Annotated in this window: 14 protein-coding genes and 6 pseudogenes; 12 read left to right on the top strand and 8 right to left on the bottom strand. The window is 59.2% G+C overall.

Annotated features, from left to right (window positions below):
• Positions 1-4: 4 nt before the first annotated feature.
• The 3 genes and pseudogenes from X265_RS39925 to X265_RS39915 all read right to left on the bottom strand — a co-directional run bounded on the left by X265_RS39925 (position 5) and on the right by X265_RS39915 (position 6081).
• Positions 5-1395: pseudogene (locus X265_RS39925) on the bottom strand (type II and III secretion system protein family protein).
• Positions 1396-1465: 70 nt separating this feature from the next.
• Complete coding sequence (locus X265_RS39920) at positions 1466-2164, bottom strand: response regulator (protein ID WP_128929709.1); 699 nt, start codon at positions 2162-2164, stop codon at positions 1466-1468.
• Between the two features lie 1271 nt (positions 2165-3435).
• Positions 3436-6081 carry a PAS domain-containing protein gene (locus X265_RS39915; protein WP_128929708.1) on the bottom strand — a complete coding sequence of 882 codons (2646 nt, stop codon included), beginning with the start codon at positions 6079-6081 and terminating at the stop codon, positions 3436-3438.
• A 2043-nt stretch (positions 6082-8124) separates the two neighbouring features.
• Between X265_RS39915 and X265_RS42530 the strand changes: the two genes are divergently transcribed.
• The 12 genes and pseudogenes from X265_RS42530 (at position 8125) to X265_RS39870 (ending at position 15519) form a co-directional block, all read left to right on the top strand.
• Entirely contained in the window at positions 8125-8439 is a 315-nt protein-coding gene (locus tag X265_RS42530; RefSeq protein WP_128929707.1) for a transposase, read from the top strand.
• Positions 8440-8549: 110 nt separating this feature from the next.
• A pseudogene (gene tnpB / locus X265_RS39905) lies at positions 8550-8714 on the top strand (IS66 family insertion sequence element accessory protein TnpB); the annotation flags it as partial.
• A gap of 428 nt (positions 8715-9142) precedes the next feature.
• Positions 9143-9569, top strand: a pseudogene (locus tag X265_RS39900) (IS66 family transposase); the annotation flags it as partial.
• A gap of 190 nt (positions 9570-9759) precedes the next feature.
• On the top strand, positions 9760-10275 hold the full coding sequence (locus X265_RS42190; RefSeq protein ID WP_232995591.1) for an IS4/Tn5 family transposase DNA-binding protein: 516 nt from the start codon (positions 9760-9762) through the stop codon (positions 10273-10275).
• Entirely contained in the window at positions 10272-11246 is a 975-nt protein-coding gene (locus X265_RS39895; protein ID WP_232995590.1) for an IS4 family transposase, read from the top strand. Before X265_RS42190 ends, X265_RS39895 begins: the two co-directional genes overlap by 4 nt.
• Before the next feature lie 197 nt (positions 11247-11443).
• Positions 11444-11884, top strand: a complete 441-nt coding sequence (locus X265_RS39890; protein WP_128929705.1) for a VirK family protein — start codon at positions 11444-11446, stop codon at positions 11882-11884.
• Between the two features lie 873 nt (positions 11885-12757).
• A pseudogene (locus tag X265_RS42525) lies at positions 12758-13026 on the top strand (IS110 family transposase); the annotation flags it as partial.
• Positions 13005-13103, top strand: a pseudogene (locus tag X265_RS42520) (hypothetical protein); the annotation flags it as partial. The pseudogenes X265_RS42525 and X265_RS42520, both read left to right, overlap by 22 nt.
• Before the next feature lie 65 nt (positions 13104-13168).
• On the top strand, positions 13169-13357 hold the full coding sequence (locus tag X265_RS41865; protein ID WP_232995589.1) for a hypothetical protein: 189 nt from the start codon (positions 13169-13171) through the stop codon (positions 13355-13357).
• Complete coding sequence (gene tnpB / locus X265_RS42515) at positions 13335-13514, top strand: IS66 family insertion sequence element accessory protein TnpB (RefSeq protein ID WP_128929704.1); 180 nt, start codon at positions 13335-13337, stop codon at positions 13512-13514. Before X265_RS41865 ends, tnpB (X265_RS42515) begins: the two co-directional genes overlap by 23 nt.
• A 167-nt stretch (positions 13515-13681) precedes the next feature.
• Entirely contained in the window at positions 13682-14002 is a 321-nt protein-coding gene (locus X265_RS39875; protein WP_128929703.1) for a hypothetical protein, read from the top strand.
• Between the two features lie 107 nt (positions 14003-14109).
• Positions 14110-15519, top strand: a complete 1410-nt coding sequence (locus X265_RS39870; protein ID WP_128929702.1) for a DUF2130 domain-containing protein — start codon at positions 14110-14112, stop codon at positions 15517-15519.
• A gap of 174 nt (positions 15520-15693) precedes the next feature.
• Here X265_RS39870 and X265_RS39865 read toward each other — a convergent pair whose 3' ends face one another.
• The 5 genes and pseudogenes from X265_RS39865 to X265_RS39845 form a co-directional block, all read right to left on the bottom strand.
• A complete protein-coding gene (locus tag X265_RS39865; RefSeq protein WP_128929701.1) occupies positions 15694-17040 on the bottom strand; it encodes an IS5 family transposase in 1347 nt (448 codons plus the stop codon).
• 236 nt (positions 17041-17276) lie between these two features.
• A pseudogene (locus X265_RS39860) lies at positions 17277-18478 on the bottom strand (pyridoxal phosphate-dependent aminotransferase).
• 46 nt (positions 18479-18524) lie between these two features.
• Positions 18525-19226: an RraA family protein gene (locus tag X265_RS39855; protein ID WP_128929700.1), complete on the bottom strand. Its 702-nt coding sequence runs from the start codon at positions 19224-19226 to the stop codon at positions 18525-18527.
• Positions 19227-19242: 16 nt separating this feature from the next.
• The gene (locus X265_RS40945) at positions 19243-22998 is read right to left on the bottom strand and encodes a hydantoinase B/oxoprolinase family protein (RefSeq protein ID WP_128958244.1); all 3756 of its coding nucleotides are present in this window, start codon (positions 22996-22998) and stop codon (positions 19243-19245) included.
• A gap of 25 nt (positions 22999-23023) precedes the next feature.
• Positions 23024-23824 (bottom strand): IclR family transcriptional regulator domain-containing protein, encoded by an 801-nt coding sequence (locus X265_RS39845; protein ID WP_164933829.1) that lies wholly within the window; start codon positions 23822-23824, stop codon positions 23024-23026.
• Positions 23825-23935: the final 111 nt, after the last annotated feature.

Raw genomic sequence — 23935 nt, 5'->3', positions numbered from 1 at the left:
GTCCTCATTCGATAACAAAGCCGGCTCCGCCGGTCGCGTCTGGTTCGGTGCGGGAGCCTCGCGGCTTCGCGGGGGACGCGCCAACGTATTCGTTAAAATGCGCCCCCCGTCTGATGGCGGCCGGAGGCGGTCAGTCGGCGCGCTTATCTTGGCGGCAGATGATGCTGGCCGCACGATGTAAGGGGTAACGACGATGACAAGCTCCGTCTCCTGCTTCTGAAATGAGGAGGACCGAAACAGTGCACCAAGGATCGGGACATCGCCTAACCCGGGAAACGTGCTGATGTCGGTGTTGAAATTGCGTCTTATGAGCCCGCCGATTGCAAAGCTCTGACCGCTGGCAAGCTCGACAACAGTACTGGCACGTCGCGTGGAGAGGCCAGGCAGAGACATTCCGTTGATATTGACTTCACCTTCTTTGGATAACTCACTGACTTCAGGCTTGACGTGGATATTGATCTGATTGTTGCTGAGAACGGTCGGAACGAACTCCAGACTGATTCCGAATTGACGGAATTGAACTGAGAGTTGACGATTGTCCTGCATGACCGGAATTGGAAATTCGCCGCCTGCCAGGAAGCTTGCTGATTCGCCGGACATCGCGGTAAGAGTTGGCTCCGCCAATACCGACGCGAGATGCTCGTTGGCGAGGGCGTCAAGTACAGCACTGATGTTCGTGCTGCCAACGCCGACTCCGACACTTGCCGTGCCGCCACCCCGGCTCGCACCGGAACCGCCAGGCTTGCCACTGCTAAACCCGAAAATGACCGCTCCGTTTTGGCCCGATGCAGAGAGGTTGATGCCAAGCTCCTTCACGGCGCTGCGCGAGACTTCCGCCACGCGCACGCTAAGCGTCACTTGCAATGAGCCGGCCACTTGGATGTTGTTGACGACCAGCGCGCCCGCGCCCAGAAATTGCTCGGTAATCTTCTTGGCGCGCTCAACGACGTCGACACTTGGTGCTGTCCCTCTCAGAATTGCGCCGCGTGGCGTATAGGTGACTTGGATCGGATGGTCCCCGAGCTCAGCCTTTAGTGCAGCACGCAAATCCTCGATAGGCTGGGTAACGACAACACGTAACTCGGCTAACGCTTCTCCATTGTCGTTCAAAGCAAATAGGCTGGTCCGTCCCGACTGTTTTCCAAAGACGAAGATGGTTGTATTCGATGGGGCCTGGTAGTCGGCTATCGTTGGGTCGGCAACGAATATGCTGGCCGCCGGCGCCGGAAGATGAATCGTCTGGCCCTGAGAGGAGGAAAGATTCAAGACCCCGCTAAGGCTGTCAGTTGTTGACCGTGGCGACGCCTGATTAGGGTCGCGCTTTATCTGAGCTGCGGTAGTGGGCGGCAGCACGAGAGGAAGCGAGCAAACGACATACAGAAGGCGCGAGCGAATAGCTGAGGTGACCGCCGTCGGCCATCGGCAGCTGCGAACATCAAGGGGGAACTTCAACTGAGCGTCGTTTTCAAGTGTGGCGGCAAGGCAGCGGATCGTTCTTCAGTTCAAGCGCGTAGCCGACGCCGCGCGCGGTTTTGATTCGTAGCGTTGTGCCGGACTTGCTCAAATGTGTGCGCAATCGATAGATCCCGACTTCTAAGGCATTGGTCGAGACTTCATCGTCAAACGCATAGAGGCTTTCCTCTAGCAACGCTCGCGGCACGGTGCGGCCTGCTCGGCTGAGCAGATGTTCGAGAATGCAGACTTCGCGGCGCGCAATTCTGAGTGGCCGACCGTCAACTGAGACTTGCCGGCCAATAGGATCGAAATGTAAGTTCCCGAAGGTGATCACGGGTGCCGTCAATTGCGTCGATCGTCGCAAAATGGCGCGCATTCGAGCAATAAGCTCATCGATAGACACCGGCTTAGGAAGAAAATCGTCGGCGCCACCATTGAATATCGCGATCCTGGTCTCAAGATCGCTCAGGCTGCTCATCATCATGGCAGGCATTGAATATCCTTCACGTCTCAACTGTTTCAACCAGTCCAATCCATTTCCGTCCGGCAGAGCCAACTCGAGCAAGAGAATGTGATAGCTGGCACAACTCAGCGCGGTCTCCGCTTCGTCAAGAGTAGAGATGAGGTCCACGGCAAAACCGCGAACGAACAGGGTTTTCTTGGCGGCTCGCACGAAGGCGGCGTCCTGATCGACCAGTAGGATTCGCATTGTGGTCGCCTATAGTGCGATTGTGTCGAGGCCTGAGCGCATCACTGTCGGCACGGAGCTACGATGATCCCCCCGCCTGGTCGAGCAGCTGCAATTGTCGAGCATTTGACTGAAGAGAAAATCGAACCGCACGAGTAGCTGCGTCCTCCTTGTAAAGAACGGATACGACTTACGAGGCTTCAGGTAGGATCGAAAAATCAATTTTCTTGATAGTGTTCATCCAAGCCGCGAATAGGTTGCAAAGGGAATGCACGTAGCGGCGCGGAGAGTCAGCGCCTAGCTCGCCGCGAGCCGATGAATAAGCGGAAGCAGCAACGCTCTTATGCGTTGGCTTGCCGCGTCGAAAAACAGAACCGCGAGCATCGGGCGTCGCTGTTGACGCGCAGGTTGGGTGCCGGCGCTCGATTGTGCGTCAATGTGTTCCGCTATGGCCCAGGACGTCCCATCGGCTCAACGCTTTGAAGGAGGGGGCCTCGAACGTCTCGTCCTCTTTCCGCTTCGGCCAGATCGAGGAGCCGTAATAATCGTATCGCGGCGCCGGGGATTTCGTACAGCAACGCGTGCAAGTCCAAGCTGATCAGCTTGTACGGTCAAGCCGAAGCGGCACGACGCGCTTGCTGAAGGAACTCAGCTTCTTAGGGCTGACACCCCGAAAGGGATCGACCCCTTCAAAAAGTACCGATGGAATTTGTGGCGAATCTGGCCGGAAAGCGGTTAAGGCCGTCACTCAAGGCCCTGAAGGCGCCGGCGGTGTGACTAGGGAACCCGCAGCGTTAGCTCTTGAGACTGCGGCTAATCGCCAGCGCTTCGCTATCTAACGAGTGGTCTGCTGCTCAGCTCGTGCATCCTTCTGCGGACGGAAGCGGCATTCGGGCCGTCGAGCGGGAAGCACGCGAAAGCGCCCTGAATCGGAGCCGGTGGTGCCCAGTGCCAAAGCTGCTTGCCAGCGAGGCGTCGTGATCGTCTGCTCAGCTTCGATTCTGTTGCGATCCGATCGAACGCTTCGCCTTCCTCAGTTTGAGGTTCATGCGGGGTGAACATTCAACTTCGCCAGGTTAGATACAAACTCACGGTCCCAGCAGTCGGTGTCAAGAACCCGATGGCCATGCGACCCGAAGGTGTGCCCTGCAGCATTCCGTGAGCCGATCCGAATGCGGCGATATCCAGATATGCCGAGCGAAAGTTTCGTCGAGGCATCGAGCCGTTTAGCTTTCGACAATAAGCACGATCGTACTTGTCGACCCGATTTCACACGGCTAGTCAAATTCCAATCATGACACGACTGGCAGGACAAATTGAAAGGATGCGCCCGGCTCTTGCTTCTGGACGATCGACAGGCGGCCTCCGTGAGCTTCTACGATCGAGCGGCAGATCGACAGACCCATTCCAAGGCCGGTAGATTTGGTGGTGAAGAACGGATCTAAGACTCGGATCCTATCACCCTCAGCGATGCCGACGCCGCTATCAGTCACGGAGAGCTGCACGCGGCTCTCATTGTCTCTGGATGACTGAATCATCAGTTCGCGCGCTCTGTCGTCAACAGCTTGCATGGCCTCTACTCCGTTCATCACCAGATTGATGATTACTTGTTGCAGCTGAACCCGGTCACCGAGAATTTTGGGAAGTGATGGTGCTAGCTCAGTTCGCAAGGTCACTTGGTGGTTAATCAGCTCACGCGTTACCAGCGCGATAGAGTCGTTCACAACCTCATTAATGTCTAGCGCTACCATCTCGATATCACCGTTCCTCGCGAGTGTGCGGACCCTGCGAATCACTTCGCTTGCGCGCATAGCGTCATCAATGATCCACTCTACGGATCTGTGCACGGCGGAAATGTCGGGAGCTTCGCGACGTAGCCAGCCAAGGCACGCATCGGCGTTGCTGATTATGGCCGTGAGCGGTTGGTTCACTTCGTGGGCGATAGAGGCTGTTAGTTCCCCCAGCGCCGTCAGGCGCGTCACATGCGCAAGATCCGCCTGTGCCTTTCGCAGTCCTTGTTCAGCCTGATCGGCGCGAACTTTCGCCGTGATATCAGTGGCCACGCCTCGGTAGCCGAGAAAATGGCCGCTTACATCAAATAAGGGCCTGCCGCTGCTCTGGAAGTAGATTGGTGACCTGGTCCTCCCCACGGTACGATAGACCAGATCGCGAAATGGAAGATGGGCATTTAGCGTTATTTCATGCTGCCGCCACTTCTCGGGCTCTTCTTCAACGTCGCTCGCAATCTCCCAGCAACGCAGGCCGATGACCGCTCTTGCCAAGAGGTCCGTAGCGTTGGTGTGCTCCGACAAGGTGTACCGGTGATCCGGCCCGGTCTCCCATAACCAGTCAGAAGCAGTTGCGGCGTAGTCACGAAAGCGCTGCTCGCTCTCGCGTAGCGCAGCAAGAGTGTCTTCCAATTGTTGTTTGGCTGCGTGCTGCTCAGTGACATCCATGTGCGTTCCGACGAGTTCGACAGTTGAGCCATCGCTTGCCAGCACGGCGTGCGCAACAGCATGTATGTGTCGTATCGCGCCGTCGGGAAGACAGATTCGGAAATCGTATTCAAAATTCCCTGTTTTTTGTTCAATGGCCTGACGTTGGATTTCCTGTTGCCGCGGCAAGTCGTCTGGATGAATCCGCGATCGGATGGCCTCAATGGTCACCGGCTCATCCGGGTCAAAGCCAAATAGACGACTGACTTCGGCGGAGCGATAAGCAAAACAGCGACGGTTGCAGTCCCACGACCAGGTGCTCGTGCGACTGAGCTGCTGCGCGTCGACCAGATAGGCCTCGCTACGGCGCAGTTGTTGTTCCGTCTGCTTTGCTGTCGTGACGTCCGTGGCCGCCCCGACAAACTCGATATTCCCGGACGCGGTTCTCGTAGCACGTGCCACCGCGTGAATGTACTTTATCGAGCCGTCGGGCATCAGCAATCGGTATTCGTGCTCGAAATGCTCGCCTCGAAGGGCCCGATTCAAAGTGTCTTGGACAGAAGTCTTGTCTTCTGGGTGAGTGCGGTCAATGACGTGTTGCGCCGTTACTTTGGTCTCTGGATCATACTGGAATATCCGAAAGCTTTCCTTCGACCAAAAGACCTCGCCGGTGGCCACGTTCCAGCCAAAGCTGCCTGTGTGGCTCAATTCTTGCGCCTGAGCCAAATGCGCTTCGCTCCGCTGAAGAGCAAGAACCGTCCGCTTCTGTTCGGTGATATCTTCGCAGGCAATGAGGACGATGGGCTTATCGTCGGCCCACAAGATCGCCTTGGCAGTCTCGCGCACCCACAGCACCGAGCCGTTCCTACGGACTTTCTGGATTTCCCATGTACGCGATTGGCCGATATATGTAAGGCATCGCTCGATGGATTTGCGAACGACCTCGCGATCGTCTTTCAGAAAGACTCTGAACACCGATTGGCCGATCAGTTCCGCGGGCGTATAGCCGAGGTGGATCGCGCCGAAACTATTGACGTTCAGGACGGTTCCGGTTTCATTGACCATGAAGTACATGGCCGGGTTATGCTCAAAGATCTCGCGCCAGAGTTTCTCTCGGTTGCGCAGATCGTCCGCGCTGTGCCTTAGCTCGGCGGCGACCTCACGCGCTGCTTCCTTTTCGTAGCGGAGTTTTGCGATCAGGCGCGTTCCGATGATGGACGCAGTAAGGAAAGCGATAATCACCAAAAGCTCGTGAGGGGCGTCGATCTGGGGATTGAACGTGAGGACGTAAATTAAAGCGCTGACGGCGACTATGGAAAGCGCCAACGATGCGACGAAAGTGCCAATCAGCGAAAACACCAAAATCACGACCAAATAGACAAGCGCTGTGGCTGCGAAAGGGCTATGAAGATACAAGGAAGCTAGCGTCAATGCCGCGAGCGTAATGCTAGCCAAAATAAATTGCGCCGATGAACGTCCAAACGCGATGAGCCAATTAAACATGCTTGTATCCGTCCGGCCCTTCTGGCGGGATGATTAAAATGCAGGAATTTGTTCGAGCCGCCGGACAAGCGCTCCTGAGCGCTTTCTACGTCGGCCGCCGAAATCAGCATAGCCAAAAAAAAAGGCGCATTACAAACCTTCGTATAGTTCTCTTACATGGTAGAAATCGTACGCTCACATAGTAAATCAATGGCGTATCGTGCTTTTAGCGGTCCTCCTCGTTGGCGGCAATGCTACAATCTGGATTGCCGCGGCGAGTGGCAGAGGAGTGCAAAACCAAACGGTGGACGGATGGCCGCGGGGCATTGCTGAGTCTCAGGGATTTTGAGGAGGCCGTGTGTCGTTCCGGAAAGGGCCGGGCGAAAGCCTTTTGAGCGGCTCCTTCTGATGGAGAGGAAGAGGGTGGACGGGCTAGTGTGAGCCAATCGCGAGAGCGTGCCGGCGGTTCGATCCGGATCGCTCTCCTCAGGTTTGTCATGTGCTCGAGCCATCCGATTGTAAGGCTGGTGGCTGTCCTAACGTTCTCGTCCACAGCGCCCCTTCTGCTCTCCGTATAGCTCGCTGTCTACCTGCAAGCCTTGACGCTCGCCGTAATTTTAGGCAGCGCCATGGAGATTAATTCGGTCTTGTCGATCTGCTCAAGGCAAACCGCCTAGATGCCTCCGACCAACTGAAGTCCAATTCCTTTGTTGAATTGGCTCGCTCATTCGGGCCAGAATTTGATTCACGTTTCCTATATCGGCGATACCCCGGAGCTTCTCGGGATTGGTAGCTGCCTTTGGGAAGGTAGCTGGCAACGTTTCTAAGATGTGTACGCGTGCAGACAGCTCGAGTTGCACAGGAGGGGTAGCCGAGCGTTGGACGCCAGCCGCTTGACTTGGCACGTGCCGCTATTGTCCGTCCAACGGTCGGCGCCAAGGGAGCCATAGAATGGTCGGCCGACGGCCTCGCGCAAGGGGGCGCCAGCAAATGGACCGACGCTGTCAAGATGGAGACCTCCTCGACATTATCCGCGAAAGCTGGCGGCTTGGCGATGTCGCGAAGTCGCAGATGCGGCACTGCTTTCTCAACTTGCCTCGATCGGATCGAGGCCTATCAGCCAAGGTACCCACAATAGGTCACTAGCCAGCTCCTCCGCCGGCGGCGCGCCTCGTCGCCATGTCGCAGCCGGGCGGGTTCGTCGTGCAAGGGGCGGAGCCCAAGCGCTGAAGTTCACAAAGGCCGATTTTAATGACGCTGAATGCGCGCAGCAGGCGAGTGGACTGATATGCTGTATTCTCCTTGCAATAGGCGGGAGAAGACGGTTTGGCCAACATTTTTGTGGGCCCGCGCAAGTGCGCTTGGGGCCAGCGCCGTGGCCGTTCGTCTAATCAAGCCGTCAAGGTCCGCTGTGCCCATGTCAAGATGCGCCAGGCTTTAGACTTCCGAACGGAAACGGATAGCATCGGGGCTGGCGACCCTAAGAACAAGCAATCTGGATGCAAATTGGTTAGTCGCCTTCAAGAAACCAGCCGCTAAGGCCGGCTTTCTGTTTGTCACATAGCGCTTTATGTCCGGACCACTTGGGTGTTCGCAAGCGTTGTCGAAATGCATTCAGGTGCATTCGCGAGGCTGGATGTCGTGGACGAGGTGAGCGATGTGGCGCCAAGTGTCCTCAATGTCACGCTTCTGAGCTTGCCGCGTCTAGTGGGGCGTCGTGTCGAGAGGATGCAATTTAGGGATCAAGAGAGCACGACGGCTGACCTCCGTATCGTTACTCGACTTACGGGATCATGAATCGTCTCGCGTCAAGCACGAGCGCGGATGCAGAGGCTAATCTTCAATGCGGAATTAGGTAAGTCCCCTGGCGCTGACATAGAAGATCATCGACCTCGTCGTTTAGTGCGCGTGCTGCCCTTCGCCTTTCGCCGGATTGATAGTGCCGAACGATATTGCAAAGTGTGTGCCGCTCGTAACACTTACATAGTATTCCTCCGTTGAGGGCCGCCTTGTTTGACGGAGGCGAACGCTGCAGGTCCTAGGGGTAATCCTAGGAGAAGCGCTATGACGATTTCGAGGGCGGAGGTGATCACATCGGTCGAGCGGCGGCGCCGGTGGTCGCGGGATGAGAAGGAACGGCTAGTTGCAGCATCGCTCGAGCCCGGAGCCAATGTTTCCGAGGTGGCTCGCACGGCCGGCCTTCATGTGAGCCAGCTGTTCCGGTGGCGCAAAGAGCTTTGTAAGCACGGTGAAGCGAGTATAGCGGCCGTTCGTGCCGGTCGAGAGTCGGCCGTCTGTGCCGCCGCGGGAGGTTGCCGAAGCCCCTTTGGCGACGACATCGGGGCGTCGACGGAAGAGCCAAGGCATCATCGAGATTGATCTTGGTACCGGACCCCGCATCCGGATCGATGGCGAGGTTGATGGAGTGCGCATTCCAGGGATGGTGATGGAGACGCGCTGCGTCGTGTTCTCGATGCTTTGGTGCGCCGATGATTCCGGTTCCGGCGGGTGCGCGAGTGTGGCTGGCGACCGGCCACACGGATATGCGCCGAGGCTTTCCGTCCTTGGCGCGCCAAGTGCAGGAGGTGCTGCGCAAGGACCCGCTCAGCGGTCACCTGTTCGTCTTCCGTGGTCGCCGAAGCGATCTTGTGAAAGGTGATCTGGCACGGTGTGCTGCAGAGCATGAAGGAGGTGAATATCCGAATTTGATGCGTACAGCTTTATGAGAGATGGAGGACGGCCCTCCTGCATCGGTGTTCCAGGCGCAGGTGCAAAACCACGACACTGTGGCTTCGTTTAAAAGGCGCGGTCATCAGCAAGTGTTGCAAAAGTCCCGGGTTTACGGGGCAGGTACGTATCCAGAAGGCGAGCGAAAGCAAATCTTCCGATGACGCGTCGAAAATTACTAAGGCGTCGCCAAAATCAGGGGCGCGTGCCATCCCTGAGATCAATCCGTGAGACGCCTGGATTACTGCGCGGATGGCGACCGGCGTTTAGGGGACGCGATCTGGATACAGGCTCTTGTAGAGAACTGCAGGAACCAGTCGTTGTGATGCCAAGGGAGAAGTTCAAGCGGCGCACACCGCGAAGCAAGCTGCTGCTCGACGACATGCACGCCTGGCTGCTGCGCGAGCGAGAAACCCTCTCGCGCTCTTCCGAGGTCCTGAAGCCTATGAATTACATGCTCAGGCGCTGGGCCGACTTTGCGCGCTTCCTCGACGATGGCAGGATCTGCCTCAGCAACAATGCCGCCGAAAGAGCGCTGCGGCATCGCCTTGGGAAGGCGCAATTGAACCTTCGCCGGCAGCCTGCGCGGCGCCGAACGCGCCGCCATCATGCTGACGATGATCACTACCTGTCGTCTTAACGATGTCGATCCCAAAGCCGGGCTTGCCGACGTCCTCGCCCGGATCGTCGATCTTCCCGCTTCGCGTCTGCACGAACTGCTGCCCTGGGAATGGAAGCTCCCGCGCCAAGCCGACGAACCTACCGATCAGCAAGCTGCCTAACCTTCACGCAGCGCTATCATAGCGCTACCCGGCCCCCGCGCGCATGCGTCAATCAGGCGACCTTCGTCGTCTTTCAATTACCCACGAATGCTTTATTCGATTGCGGTAGCCCTGATCGAAAAATCTTGAATCGGATGAATCGCTTGTGATTCATTGTCGAGCACCTGAATCGCGACGGCGAGGTGCCTTGATGTGTTCAAGTGGAACGACATCTCGTTGGTCGGCCGGCCCGGATGGTCGCCAGGATGATGGTGATGAAAGCGCCGTCGAACACTGGACGGAGCGCGAGATCGACAAGACAGCTTTCAAGGATGCTCGTCTTGGTCAACGATTTGGCGAGCTGTTGAAGCAAATTGGTGACGGTATGGGCGGGAGCATACCGTTCGCGCGTCAGGACTGGGCGAACACGAAGGCGGCCTACCGCTTCTTCGCCAACGAGCGCGTGGAGGAAGCCGACATCCTCAGCGGCCACTTCGCCGCCACACGCGCACGTTACGATGATTGTACAGGCCCAATTCTCCTCATTCAGGACACGACGGAATTCTCCTATCAACGCGCGAACACGAGCGCCATTGGCCTAACCAAGAGCGTCAACAGCGGTCGGAACAAGGACGGTCGTTGGCGCCATCACACGGTCTGCGGAATGCTGATGCATTCCAGTCTCGCTGTGACTGTCGAGGCTTGCCGCTGGGATTGGCGGCGGTGAAGTTCTGGACACGAAAAAAGTTCAAAGGCAGGGCGCAGCTCAAGAAGAAGATCAACCCGACCCGCGTTCCGATCGAGAAGAAGGAGAGCGTTCGCTGGCTCGACAATCTCAGGCAATCGATCGAGCGGCTCCGACAGCCGGAGCGTTGCATTCATATCGGTGACCGTGAAAGCGACATCGACGAATTGTATTGCCTGACGCAAGAGCTTGGCGCTCACTTCCTTGTCCGCGCCTGCGTCGATCGGCTGGCAGGCGATGGCGGTCATACGATTGCAACCGAGATGGAAGAGACCAGCGTCAAAGGCTTGCATTACATCGACGTGCGCAACGACAAGGGCGAGACGACGAAGGCCGCGCTGGAAATCAAGTTCAAGCGGATCGCGGTCTTGCCTCCCATCGGGAAGCAGAAACATTATCCAGCCCTCGACCTTACTATAATCCATGCCACTGAGCGCGGTACGCCAAAGGGCCGTAAACCGATTGAGTGGAAGCTCATCACGGACCTAGCCGTCCGCAGGCGCTCGGAGGCAATCGAGAAGATCAACTGGTACGCCATGCGGTGGAAAATCGAGGCGTTCCACAAGATCCTGAAATCGGGTTGTAAGGCGGAAGACTCAAAACTCCGGACCGCGGAGCGACTTGCCAATCTAATGGCAGTCTTCTGCATTCTCAGCTGGCGCGTCCTCTGGCTCACCATGCTCAATCGCCTCGCCCCAAACGCGTCACCGAAGCTCGCACTGACAGACACCGAGATCGCATTGCTCGATCAACTCATCAGCGGCGCCAGCCATCGACGATGTCGGCCTGGAACCCTTGCATTTTATCTTACCAAACTTGCACGATTAGGGGGCTACTTGGCCCGGGCAGCCGATCCGCCACCGGGAAATGTTGTCATCTGGCGCTGTCTCTCGAGACTCACAGATATCAAACTCGGTGCCGAAATTGCAGCGGCTGGAAATGTGGGTAATTGAAAGCTTCGTCGTATGCGTACCTTACATACGAGATTGTGACGTTAGGTTTGCGTTCGCAACCACTTGCGTACGGTAGTAGCGCATGCTGTTTATCGCAACGGCGACGTTCGCCTGACGTTCGGTGCCCGCCAAAGTCTCCGAGCACGAGACGAGACGGGTACTGCTACGTATGTGAGTCTTGTATTGGAGAAGAGCATATGCGGCTCAATATCACATGTCTAACGAGACTGTCTTCCTTGCTTTTAGTGGCAAGCGTAAGCACGACAGCGAAGGCCGGCGAGCCTTCTGCAAAATATGTAGACGTGCTAAGTGCCCTGCGGGCCGGCAAGGTAGTAACGCTAATACTAGATCTCGATCGTTGCACAACCGTTGATGGCGGTCAGCCCGGACCAGCCATGCAAGGTGGTCTGATTATCAGCGCCTTCAGGGTTAGCGCGCAGAACGGAATCAGCTTCGCCAATGTGCATCAAACCTTGGACGACTCAGGACACCCTGTTACCGAATACATCCGCCACAGCCTTAACCGCGAAGGCAAGCTCAAGGTAAAGGCCTCAAAGTTGGTTGCTGGCGCGGCCGAAGCCGTGATCCAGGGTGAATTTGTCTGCGAGCTGCCAGACGGCGCGAAGTTCCTTTGGTAAGGGCAATAGCCGCCGTCGAGGGGCCGAGCTGCCGTTCGGCATCGGCCACCCGGGGCGTCAGCAAAGAAGCGCAACAGAGATCGTGATCGGCGCGATCTCAAGAGATTTGCTGACCGGAGCAGATGAGAACGTGGTTTGCAGCTCGACTTACCCGTTCGGAGTCGACTGCCGCTGACTGGTCGCAAGCCGGAGACGCGAAGAGCCTCGCCATCACAAAGGCCGAGGTGTGGAGCAGCCAAGAAATGAAAGCTCAATTGCGCTCGAGTTGAGCTCCGCGTTGTTACCATTTGGCTAAGCGTCACCGAGTCAACCTAAGGAAGTTACGGCTGGAATGAAGAACGTTTGGATTATATCGGCGATCGTCCTCGCCCTCGCGCTGGCGGCGACGTCTTTCGTCTACGTCGCAAGACAGCATCTCAACGCCGATGCACTCGGAGCCGGACCATCAAGTCCTTGCGTCGGCGACCCTAATGGATGTGAAGATCTTGCTCCATATCCATTTGGCCAGTATGTTTGCAACAGTTACCCGGGGGCGTGCCGACACTAGGGGGGCCGCTTACGCAGAACGTTGTGGTCAGAACGTCGCGAGTGCCGGGCCAGTGCGCCTTGCACTAGGCGGCGCAAGGCGCCATGCTAAACGTTCGCAGGAGTATATATCCCGAGATGGTAGTCAGGCTCACGACATGGGTGATGGAACTCTCTCGGGGAAAACTGCTGGTCGAAGCCGGCCTCATCGCTCCAAGCGGTAAAGGAATAGATTGATCTCATCGTCATGGCAGGAATTGATTGTAAGACCGCATGTCCGTCTCTGCCGGTGGGGTCGTTCGCCCTACACTGCGTGTCCGAGGTTGCTTAGGTCCGAGCCGAGGCGCCGTGGCGGATTATAGGGAAGCATTTGTTGGAATCGTGTCGCCAAACTGAGAAATGCCGTCGCGATTGCGGAGGCAGGCTGGGAGGGAGGGGTTCGCTTCTTCGGTGAAGTCGATGCTTCGGACGTTAACGTGCGCCGTATTGTATTATAGTGTGGATTCGCCAGCCGGTTTAATCGCATCCACTTCTGTTACGAGGCCGGCCCGACGGGCCATGGCCTTTATCGTCTGATCCAATCGCTCGGCCACGAATGCACGGTGGTGGCGCCATCCACCCTGATCGCCGCGCGACAGAGAGAGCTCGGATCGTCGCCGAGAGTCTGTTGCCCGGTGCTCAGGTGTCCGAGGTGGCGCGCAAGCACGGAGCGACGCGCTGGCAGATCTACGATTGGCGAGGGGGTTGCGACAGCGAGACATGTTGCCGCCGTGCGAAGCGTCGCAGCCGACATTCGCGCCGCTGGTCGTGGAAGGTGCGTTGGAGGAGCGTCAGGTTCCGGCGATCAAGCTTGAGATCGCGATCGGCGATGTCGTGCTGCGGACGGATATGGCCATTGATGCCGAGCAGCTGTCCCGGGTAATCCGTGCGGTGCGAGCGTCACGATGATCGCGGCTGGTGCGGATTTGCAACGCGGCCGATCGACTTCCGCGGCGGCCATGATGGGCTTGCGACGGAGGTGCAGGAGATGCTTCGTCTCGACCCGTTCCTCGGCGCGGCCTTCGTGTTCCGATCGAACCGAGGCCAACGATTGCGGACGGCGTGATGCGGATGTCGCGGGCGATGTTCGCGGCCTTTTTCGAGGGGCTGGATTGGAGGTTAGTCCGTCCGGAAGAAGCACGGCGCCCGCAGGCGGCGGGACAACTGCGGCAGAATGACTCGAAAGCTACTTTGAACGTAGCAGGCGCGGCCGCGATATGCTCGAAATAGCGCATGAGCATCGCGGCGCTGCGCGACGATCCGCGCGATCGAGGCGTACTTATTGTCGATGCTCGTGCCGCCAGGCGAAGGTCGATCTGGATGCGCTGGCCGGAGGGGAGCGTGGCCGTGTCGTGTTTTAGCGCGGCGCAAAGCAGCGACGCGAACACAGTCGGGATCAATACCGCCCTGCCGCAAGGACGATTCGGAATGGACACTCTGATTGACATGAGCACTGGTGGTCATCAAAGCGAATGTCGTGATCTGGGCCGACCTATGGCGTTCATGAAAGCGGGGGATAGTCCAAGCAAAGCGCCCAGAACTTGCTGGGCTTGACTTGACGTTCCAAGTTCGCTCGTTCTAATTTTGTTCTCCTGGGGTCCGATTCTGCCGGTCCGTCCCTTTTCAATGACAACAGCAGCGCCACGATCCGGCCAGGAACCATGCACGAGATCATCTGTCCCCACTGTGACAAGGCCTTCAAGGTTGATGAAGCCGGTTACGCGGACATCCTGAAGCAAGTCCGTGACGCGGATTTCGCTCAGCAGCTCCACGAACGGTTGGAGCTGGCCGAGCGTGACAAGCAGAGCGCCGTTGAATTGGCCAAGGCCCAGGTAAGCAGCGATCTGCAGAAGACCACGGCTGCTAAGGACGCTGAAATCCAGGAATTAAAGTCCAAGCTTGAGGGGAGCGGCGTTGCCCAGAAGCTCGCGGTTGCTGAAGCGCTCAGCGCCGTCGAAAAGGAGCGGGATAGACTCGCGAACGCGCTAGCTGAGTCCGAGCGCGAAAAGAAGGCGGCCTCGGAGCTTGCTGACGCGCTCCTGGCGAGCGAGCAGCACAAGATTGCTACTGCCAAGGAAAGGGAGATCCAGGATCTGAAGGCGAAGGTTCAGGCAGTTGAGCTTGAGAAGAAGCTCGCCGTGACTGAAGCGGTAGGTGCCCTCGAAAAAGAGCGTGATGAGCTGAAAAGCGGCATCAGTCGAGTACAGCTCGAAAAGCAGCTCTCCGAGCAATCGTTGAAGGATAAGTACGAAACCCAGATCAAAGATCGCGACGACGCCATCGAGCGTCTCAAGGATATGAAGGCCCGCCTCTCGACCAAGATGGTGGGCGAGACCCTCGAGCAACACTGCGAGACTGAGTTTAACCGGGTCCGGTCGATGGCTTTTCCGCGCGCTTATTTCGAGAAGGACAACGACGCGCGGACCGGCAGCAAGGGCGATTACATTTTCCGCGACTCGGACGAGGCAGGCACTGAAATCATTTCGATCATGTTCGAGATGAAGAACGAGAGCGATAAGACCGCGACGAAAAGCAAAAACGAAGACTTTCTCAAAGAACTTGACCGGGATCGCATCGAGAAGGGCTGCGAGTACGCTATCTTGGTCTCATTGCTTGAACCGGACAACGAGCTTTACAATGCCGGCATCGTCGACGTCTTCCACCGCTACCCAAAAATGTATGTCATCCGGCCGCAGTTCTTCCTGCCTATGATTACGCTCCTAAGGAACGCGGCAGTCAATTCGCTGAAGTACAAAACCGAGCTTGCGCTCGTGAAAGCGCAGAATGTCGATATAACCCAGTTTGAGAACCAGCTCGAATCGTTCAAAACCGCATTCTCAAAGAACTATGATCTTGCTTCCCGGCACTTTCAGACGGCTCTTACGGAGATCGACAAGTCGATCGATCATCTGCAGAAGACGAAGGATGCCTTGATCGGTGCGGATCGCAACCTGCGTCTTGCCAATGACAAGGCACAGGACGTGACGATTAAGAAGCTAACTCGGGGCAATCCGACAATGGCTGCGAAATTTGCGGAGCTTAAGAGCGCGCCTGCCGAAGCCGCGGAGTGAGGCGGTCGAAGTATTGAGTCTGCGCGTAAAATCGTGTTTTCGAATTCACGATGTCACGGCCTGACTGAAGAAGGCGGGCCGTTAGCCGAAGATATGACCAAAAACAAGGCGACGATTGCCGCAATGGCGGCCGGCGGCGCGGTCGCAATCACATTGTCCTTAACTTGTCGTCCGTTAAGAAGCCGATTGTAGCGATGAGCGGTCGCTGGCGGCCGCGATGAAGGTGGTCAGGATCAGGCACCAAAGAGCCCTCAGCCAGGCGAGGACCCGGCGGAAGTTGTGACCGACGGCGGAGAGGATGACGTTAGCCGCATCGCCGGGGCGGCCTTTGAGGTAGCATCGGCCGAGGTGACCATCGGTCTTCAGGTGTCCGATGATGGGCTCGATGGCGGAGCGGCGGCGCAACTCGCGCTTGATGACACCGAAGACGCCGCGCTTCTGGCCGGAAATGAAGACGCGACGAGGATTTTGCGCGTCATGGCCGCGGTATCCCTTGTCGACATAGGCCCGCTCGATCGCACAGCCGGTGAGTGTCTCGGTGCGGTCGATGACGTCCCGCAAGGTGTGACCGTCGTACGGGTTATCGGGTAGCGCCCTGGCGTGCAGCACGAACAGGCCGCCTGGAGCACGGCGGTTGTTGGTGACGATGGAGGCTTTGACACCGAACTCGTAGGGTGCGGCGGCCTTGCCCTTGCCGATGCACTCGACCTCTGGAGCATGGAAGGAATACAGCTTCCAGCCGCGCTGGCGCTGCTGCTGCGAGCGGATCTGCGAGGCCCTGCCGAGCGGCAGGGCGAAGGCGTTCTCGAGCACGGCCTGACCTTCGATCTTGCGGCGGATATCGCGGATGATCCGGCCCAACCGGCTGCGCAGGATGCGCAACTGCCGCTGATGCCGCTTGAATTGCTTGGCGTGGGCGTAGCGTCCCGCCATCATCGCCGCGGTCTTGGCAATGCGAAGATAGGACTGCCGCAGCTTGACCCCGTGCTTCCTCGCCAGGCGGTTGAGCCCCTTGATTGCCGCGTGCAGCAGCTTGGCATCGGTCGGGAAGGTGATGGCCTTTGGCTGCACCGTGGTGTCGACTGTGACCCGCTTGAGGTCCTGGCTGCGTAACGCGCCGGCCTCGTGCGCCACCCGCAGGCTCTCGGCCAACAGCAGCTCCAGCTTGTCGCCGAGCCGCTTGCGCCAGTGGCTCAGGTCCGAGCGCTCGTGCGGGAAGGCGTGCTGGAAGAACTCTTCGCCGGTGAAGTACTGGAAATACGGGTCGTGGACCCAGCGCTCGCACACCCCCTCATCGGACAGGCCGTAAATGTGCTTGAGCAGCAAGAGCCCGATCATGAAGCGGGTCGCGATGCCCGGCCGACCGTTCTCGCTGTAGAGCGGCGCGATCTCGCCGTCGATCCAGTCCCAGTCGACCTTGCCGGCGAGCTGAACCAGCTCGTGCTTCATGTTGATGATCTGGTCCAGCCTGGCCCGGAACAGATCGCCCGATCCCGTCGCTTTGGGCTTCTTCGGTCGCATCGCCACCTCCGATGCGAGGACGGAATCATGACTGGCGATTCGATGGAATCCTCAAAACGAAATTGCAGGGTTCCGATGCCCGAAGCATCAAAACCCTGCAATCCCAAAACAGGCAACAACGAATAATGCGATCCCAGCTCAGTCGTTTAGCCGCTCTTCACGGACGACTAACTTTTGCGACGAACTGCGCGAGTAGCGGCTTGAGGTGCGTACCCTGGGCGCCCGCAACAACCGACCTACTTGAGCCCTGAGCAGAACCGCTGAATGCGTGCACAGGCATCAAGGAGAACCTCGGTCGAGGTCGCATAAGACAATCGGAAATTCGGCCCCTGGCCGAACGCGGCGCCATGCACGACCGCGGCGCCTTCCTCCTCGAGGAGTGCCGCGGCAAAATCCTCGTCGTTCCGGAGGAACTTACCGGAGCGGGTGCTCCTTCCGATCGCGTCTGCACAGGACGGGTAGACGTAGAAGGCCCCGTCGGGAACCGGGCATTTGAGATGATCCGCCTCGTTCAACAACGACACGACGAGATCGCGCCTCTCCTTGAAGACAGAACGACTCTTGGCAATGTAATCCTGCGGGCCGTTTAGCGCTTCGACAGCCGCCCATTGCGCGATCGAGCAGGCACCCGACGTCTGCTGGCTCTGCAGCTTTTCGAGCTCCTTGATCAGCCTCTCGGGCCCACCCGCGTAACCGATGCGCCAACCGGTCATCGCGTAGGATTTCGAGACGCCATTGACCGTGAGGACTCGGTCGCGGAGAGCCGGCTCGACCTGCGCCATGGTGGTAAAGACAAAATTGCCGTAGGTGAGATGTTCATAGATGTCGTCCGACAGCGTCCATACGTGCGGATGCCGGACCAGCACCTCGGAAAGAGCCTTCAATTCATCGCCGCTGTAGGCGGCACCGGTCGGGTTCGACGGCGAGTTCAGAATCAGCCATTTCGTGCGCGGTGTAATGGCCGCCTCGAGCGCCGCCGCGGTCACCTTGAAACCGTCAGACAGACAAGTTGGCACAAAACTGGCCTGCCGCCAGCAAACAGGACGAGATCCGGATAGCTGACCCAATACGGCGCGGGAATGATGACCTCGTCGCCCTTGTTGAGCGTCGCAAGGAGCGCGTTGAAGATCACGTTTTTGCCACCCGTCCCGACGATGGTTTCGCTCGGCTTGTAGTCGATCCCGTTCTCCCGTTTGAACTTCGCGGCAACTGCCTCCCGCAGCGCCGGCACGCCGGGCGTACCTGGGTACTTGGTCTCGCCCCTATCGATCGCCGCCTTGGCGGCCTCCTTGATGTTGTCCGGCGTATCGAAGTCGGGCTCCCCGACGGAGAGGAAGACGACATCACAGCCGGATTTCTTCAGTTCGCGCGCCTTGCGCGTGACGAAGATAGTGGCGGAGGGTTGAATGCGCTCGAGCGCGTCGGACACGAATGACATCTTGCTTTCCTGGAAAAATCCTTTGATTAGGGCGCTGACGATAGAATCAGCGCCTCTCTTTCGCGTAGCGTTCCTTGGTCGCATCGTTCGGTGGATATAGACCGTCGAGCAATGCTCCCGCCTTCACCTGATCGTAGACCCACTCCTCGAAGCGATCTTTCTCGAAGGCTTCGACCGCAACGGCTTCTGCGATCGCGGCCGGCACGACGACGGCACCGTCGTCGTCCGCAACCACGATGTCGCCGGGAAATATCGTAACGCCGCCGCACGCCACCGCGACCTGCGTGTCGGCACAGAAGAACTCGGACGGCGAGGGCGGCGCGGTGGTGCCGTCCGCCCAGATCGGCCAATTGAGTTTCTTCATGCCGACGAGGTCGCGTATCGCTCCGTCGGTGACAAGACCTGCGATGCCTCGCGTCTGCATCCGAGCGCAGATGATGTCGCCGAACACGCCGGCCGACCGCAGCCCCATCGCATCCACGACCACCACGGCGCCGGCGGGAATCTTCTCCATGACCGTGCGCGGCGACGTGGGGCCGGCTACGGCCATGGTCGTCGTGATATCTTCGCGCGCCGGCACAAAACGCATCGTGTAGGCCGGCCCCGCGATGCGCTTCTGCCCTTCCACCAGCGCCCGCGGTCCGCGCAGCGAGACACGGGCGAAGCCCTTCTGCCGAAGGACAGTCGAGACGGTCGCGACGGCCGTCTTTTCGAGGGTTAGCAGGGCCTCAGTCGAAATATTCGTCATCGCCGCTCTCTTTCGATCATGAAGCTTCGCGGTCGCGGTGGCCGTAAAGACGAGCGGCCGCTTCCTGCGACAGACGTCCTTCGAAGACGTCCCTCTCGATCAACGCCGCCGGTCGTTCCTTCGGGTTGCCGAGACCACCACCGCCGGGCGTATGGATCACCAGCCGGTCGCCCGCCTCGATCGTCTGAAGCCCCTTGCCGGCGATCGGCCGTCCGGACGCGAGGCCGACATAGCCCGCCCCGCCGTTCTCGCCGCCCAGGCGTCCTCGCGCCGGATTCTTGACGCGCTCGAAGGCGGCGCTGAGCCGGAACGCGGTGCCGTCGGCGTTCTCGACCTCGATGATTTGGCCGAGACCACCGCGCGTGCGCCCCGGACCGCCGCTGTCTATGCGGAGCTCCTTGCGCCAGAACACGAAGGGGATCTGCGTTTCCGCGATCTCGATTGGCATGCACTGGATGCCCGTTGGGAACGCTGTCGCCGACAAGCCGTCCTTTGTGAAGCGGGCTCCCATACCGCCGCTGGTGGTAACCGTCAACGAGTAGTTGCGCCCCTTGCGCTCTCCGACTGTGAAGGTCCCGCGCAGTGCGATATTCCACATGCACGAACTGCCCTCGGCGGGGATGCGCTCCGGCAGGATTTGCAAGAGGCAGCCAAACACCAGATCCGGCAGCATCTGGCCGATCACGTGCCGCGCTCCGACGGGCGAGGGCTTCCTGGCGTTGACGATGCAACCCTCCGGCGCGAGGACCTTCAACAGGGACAGAGATCCGGCATTGTTGGGAATGTCGTCAGCGATGGCGCAACTGATGGCGAAGGACGTGTAGGCGGTCGCGTAAGTCAAGGGAACGTTGATGCCCTTAATCACCGCGGGGGCGCTGCCGGCAAAGTCGACAACGATGCCGTCCTCGTTAATCGTCAGTGCGGCCCGGAGCGTCAGCGGCTCGTTGTAGCCGTCGACGATCATCTCGTTTCTCCAAGTTCCCTTCGGAAGCGACACGATCTCCTTAAGCACCGCTTGGCGGGAGCGCTCGAGAATGAAGTCGGCGAGCTCCGAAAGATCATCGAGGCGAAACTCTGTCATTGTCTCTTGAAGCCGCCTGACGCCGACATCGTTGCACGCCGCGAGCGAGTAGGTATCCCCGATGGTGTCGACCGGAAGCCGCGTGTTAGCTTCGATCACCGCCATGAGCGTCTCGTTGACCGTGCCGGCGTCGATTAGCTTGATCAACGGAATGTAGAGACCTTCCGCAAATACGTCCGGAGCTTCAGTCCCCGCGCCCAGCCCGCCAATGTCCATGAGATGGCTGGTGCAGGCGAACAGAGCGACACACTTGTCTTTGTGGAAGCAAGGCGTGACAACGACGAAGTCGTTGAGGTGGCCGGTTCCGAGCCACGGGTCGTTGGTGATATAGGCGTCGCCCGGCTTCATCGTTGTGGTCGGAAAGCGACCCAGAAAGTGTTTCACGGACTCTGCCATCGTGTTCACGTGGCCCGGCGTGCCGGTCACGGCCTGCGCCAACATCCGGCCGTAAAGGTCGAATACGCCGACCGAGACGTCGCCGCAGGCGCGGACTAGTGGACTGAAGGCGGTGCGGATCAGAATCTGCGCCTGCTCCTCAACGAGGGCCAGCAGACGATTCCAGAGGACTTGATGGTGGATCGCGGAATTTAGATTTCGGGTTTCGACCGCCTGTTCCGAGGCGGCGATCCGCTGCATGACGATGCTGCCGTCCCCGTCGATGGAGGCGGAGAAGCGTGATGTGATGAAGGTCGTGGTCTCGTCCTCCACGATGAGTGCCGGGCCGCGGATGGTCAATCCATTTGCCATCTGCGAACGATTGTAGGCGGGGACAACGATGGACTTCGAGGCCGTGCCATCAAAGACCTCGCGCACGCCTGCATCCGATGGCTCGCCGATGTTCCAAATGAGAGCTGTCGGTTCGACGGATTTGCGCGTCGTCGAGACAGTCACCGACCAGCTCAGGACCTCGATGGCAGCGCCCGGAATGAACCGGGTGAAGAGGCGTCCGTAGAGATCCTCAAACCATTCGCGCAGCACGGTGCCCGTCAGAGGCTTGGACCGGTCCGGCAGGACAACCGAGATTTCATGACCCTGGCCCACGTAGCGCATGTGCGCCACGCAACGCTCGACGAGCTCTGCGCCCTCGGTCTTCACCAGGGCGATGGTGTCGGCCGCCAAGGCGTCGAGAAAAGCGCCGATCTCGGCTGGATCGACGGAAGCGAGATTGACGTGCTTGCTCCGGATCAGTTCAAAGGAGATCGGCGCCTCTAGGAATCCGACCGCCGAGCCGACGCCCGCGTTGCGCGGCACGACCACCTTGCGGATGCCGACCTTCTCGGCAACCCAAGCGGCGTGCAGTGGGGCCGCACCGCCGAATGCGATCATCGTATAGTCGGCGATGGGCTCGCCGCGTTCGGCTGCGTGCACGCGGACCGCGCTCGCCATGCTTTCGCACACGGTCTCGGTGATGGCGAAGGCCGCCGTTTTGCTCGAAAGGCCGAGCTTCTTGCCAACGGCGGCGTCGAGCGCACGGGAGGCTGCCTGCGGATCGAGTTGAACTCGTCCGCCCGCGAACGCGCCGGGATCCAAGAGCCCTAGCGCGAGGTCGGCGTCGGTCACTGTCGCCCCGGACCCACCACCCGGGTAACAGGCCGGCCCCGGCTGCGAGCCCGCGCTCTGCGGACCGACGGTGACCCTGCGGAGCCGGTCGACGCCTGCGATGGATCCGCCGCCCGCTCCGATCTCGACGAGCTCGACGGCTGGGATCCGCAGCGGCAGCCCGCTGCCCTTCATAAAGCGGTGCGTCCGGTCGACCTCGAACGAGTTGGCGGTGACCGGCTCGCCGTCCTGAATTAGGCAGACCTTTGCGGTCGTACCGCCCATATCGAAAGAGACGACCCGCTTGTCCCCAAGCCTGCGGGCGCGCTGTGCGGCGTAGATCGCTCCGCCCGCGGGGCCGGACTCGACCAGCCGGATCGGATAGCGTTTGGCGGTCTCGATGGAAGTCAGACCGCCTCCGGACGTCACTAGGAAAAGCCGACCGGTGAAGCCCGCTGCCGTGAGCGCCGCCTCCATCCTTTCAAGATAGCCGTTGATGAGCGGCTTCACGTAGGCGTTGGCGGCCGCTGTTGACGTGCGTTCGTACTCCCGGATTTCCGGGCAGACGTCGGACGACATTGTGATCGACAGGTCGGGCATCTGCCCGGCGAGGAAGCGCGCGGCCTTCCGTTCATGCTCCGAATTCGCATATGAATGCAGGAAAGCGATCGCCACGCTCTCGACAAGGCTTTTCCTGAGTTTGTTGACGATTTCGGCGAGCTCCGCGAGATCCAGTTCGAGCTTGACGTCGCCCTTTGCGTCGATGCGCTCGGCCACGGTGTAGCGGCGCTCTCTGGGTATCAGCGGCAGAGGCTTGGTTAGTTGCAGATCGTACTGGTCGTAACGCCCCTCACTGCCGACTTCCAACACGTCGCGGAAGCCAGCGGTCGCGATTAGTGCCGTCTTCGCGCCTTTACGTTCGAGCACCGCGTTCGTCGCAAGCGTCGTGCCATGGATGAAGACGTCGACTTTCGAGAAGTCGAGGTTGACCGTCGCGAGAAGCTGCTTCGCGCCGTTCATCAACCCGACCTCGGGCTGCGCAACCGTAGTGAGGACCTTGCGGGTGACCCTGCCGAAGGGGCCATCGAGCACCACGTCGGTGAACGTGCCGCCGATGTCAATGGCAAGGCGGGTTTCGATCTTCTTGGTCAAGGAATGTCTCCGACAGATCCGGTGCTCATATGAGAAGCGACTTCAATGATTCCGCTTTCCGTCCGCACAATCCGACGAAGCGGTCGAATTCGTCATTGGTCAGCGTAGGCGATTTTTTGCAGTTGAGATTAAGCGTTCCGAAGATCGAGCCGTCGTGCCGATACAAAGGGAACGCAACTGTGCGCCATCCCATGACGAACTCGTCTTCCATCACGCTGTAGCCGCGTTTGCGCGCGGCCATGATCTCGGACTTGATGACTGCTTTATCGGTCTGCGTCGCCTCTGTCTGTGCGACCGGCTTCAGTTTCGCCAAGTAGGAGGTGAGCTCGTTTTCGGTCTTCTGGCCCAGCAGCACGCGACCGGCCGCGGTGCAGTAGGCGGGAAACCGCGTGCCCACCCCTAGCGATCGCGACATCAGTTGTTCGGGCATCGTGTAGGCGACGACGAGCACCTCTGCGCCGTCGAGGACGCCGACCAGACAGGATTGTCCTGTGATCCGCGAGAGCTCTTCACAGGCAGGCTGCAGCACCTGGGCGTGACCGCCGCTCGCAAGGTAGGACGTCGCAAAACGGACGACCTTTGGCGTCAGCCTGAAAGTACGACCCGAAGTCTCTGCATAGCCAAGCGTGGTCAGGGTGTGCAGGATCCTGCGGACGCTCGGCTTGGGAAGATCCGTCGCCCTTGCCAGATCGCTGATAGTCGGAGGCTCGCGATGATTGCCAAGTGTCTCGATGACGCTCAGGCTGCGCGATAGCACTTCGAGGAAATCGGGCCCGCGGCCCGCTGCCTGACGTCTTTCGGTGTCTTCGGCTCGCAACTTCGTCATATTGCATTCTCCGCGGCTGGACGGAAGCCCCGGGTCTCTGCCGCGTCGGCTACGACGATCTGCGGCGTGCAGTGATTCGGCAGGTGCCTGCATGGGTCGAAGCTGACGTCT

The organism is Bradyrhizobium guangdongense (assembly GCF_004114975.1).
In the GTDB taxonomy this organism is placed as follows: Bacteria; Pseudomonadota; Alphaproteobacteria; order Rhizobiales; family Xanthobacteraceae; genus Bradyrhizobium; species Bradyrhizobium guangdongense.
The sequence above is the reverse complement of the archived record's forward strand: the minus strand, read 5'-3'. Positions and strand labels throughout refer to the sequence as shown.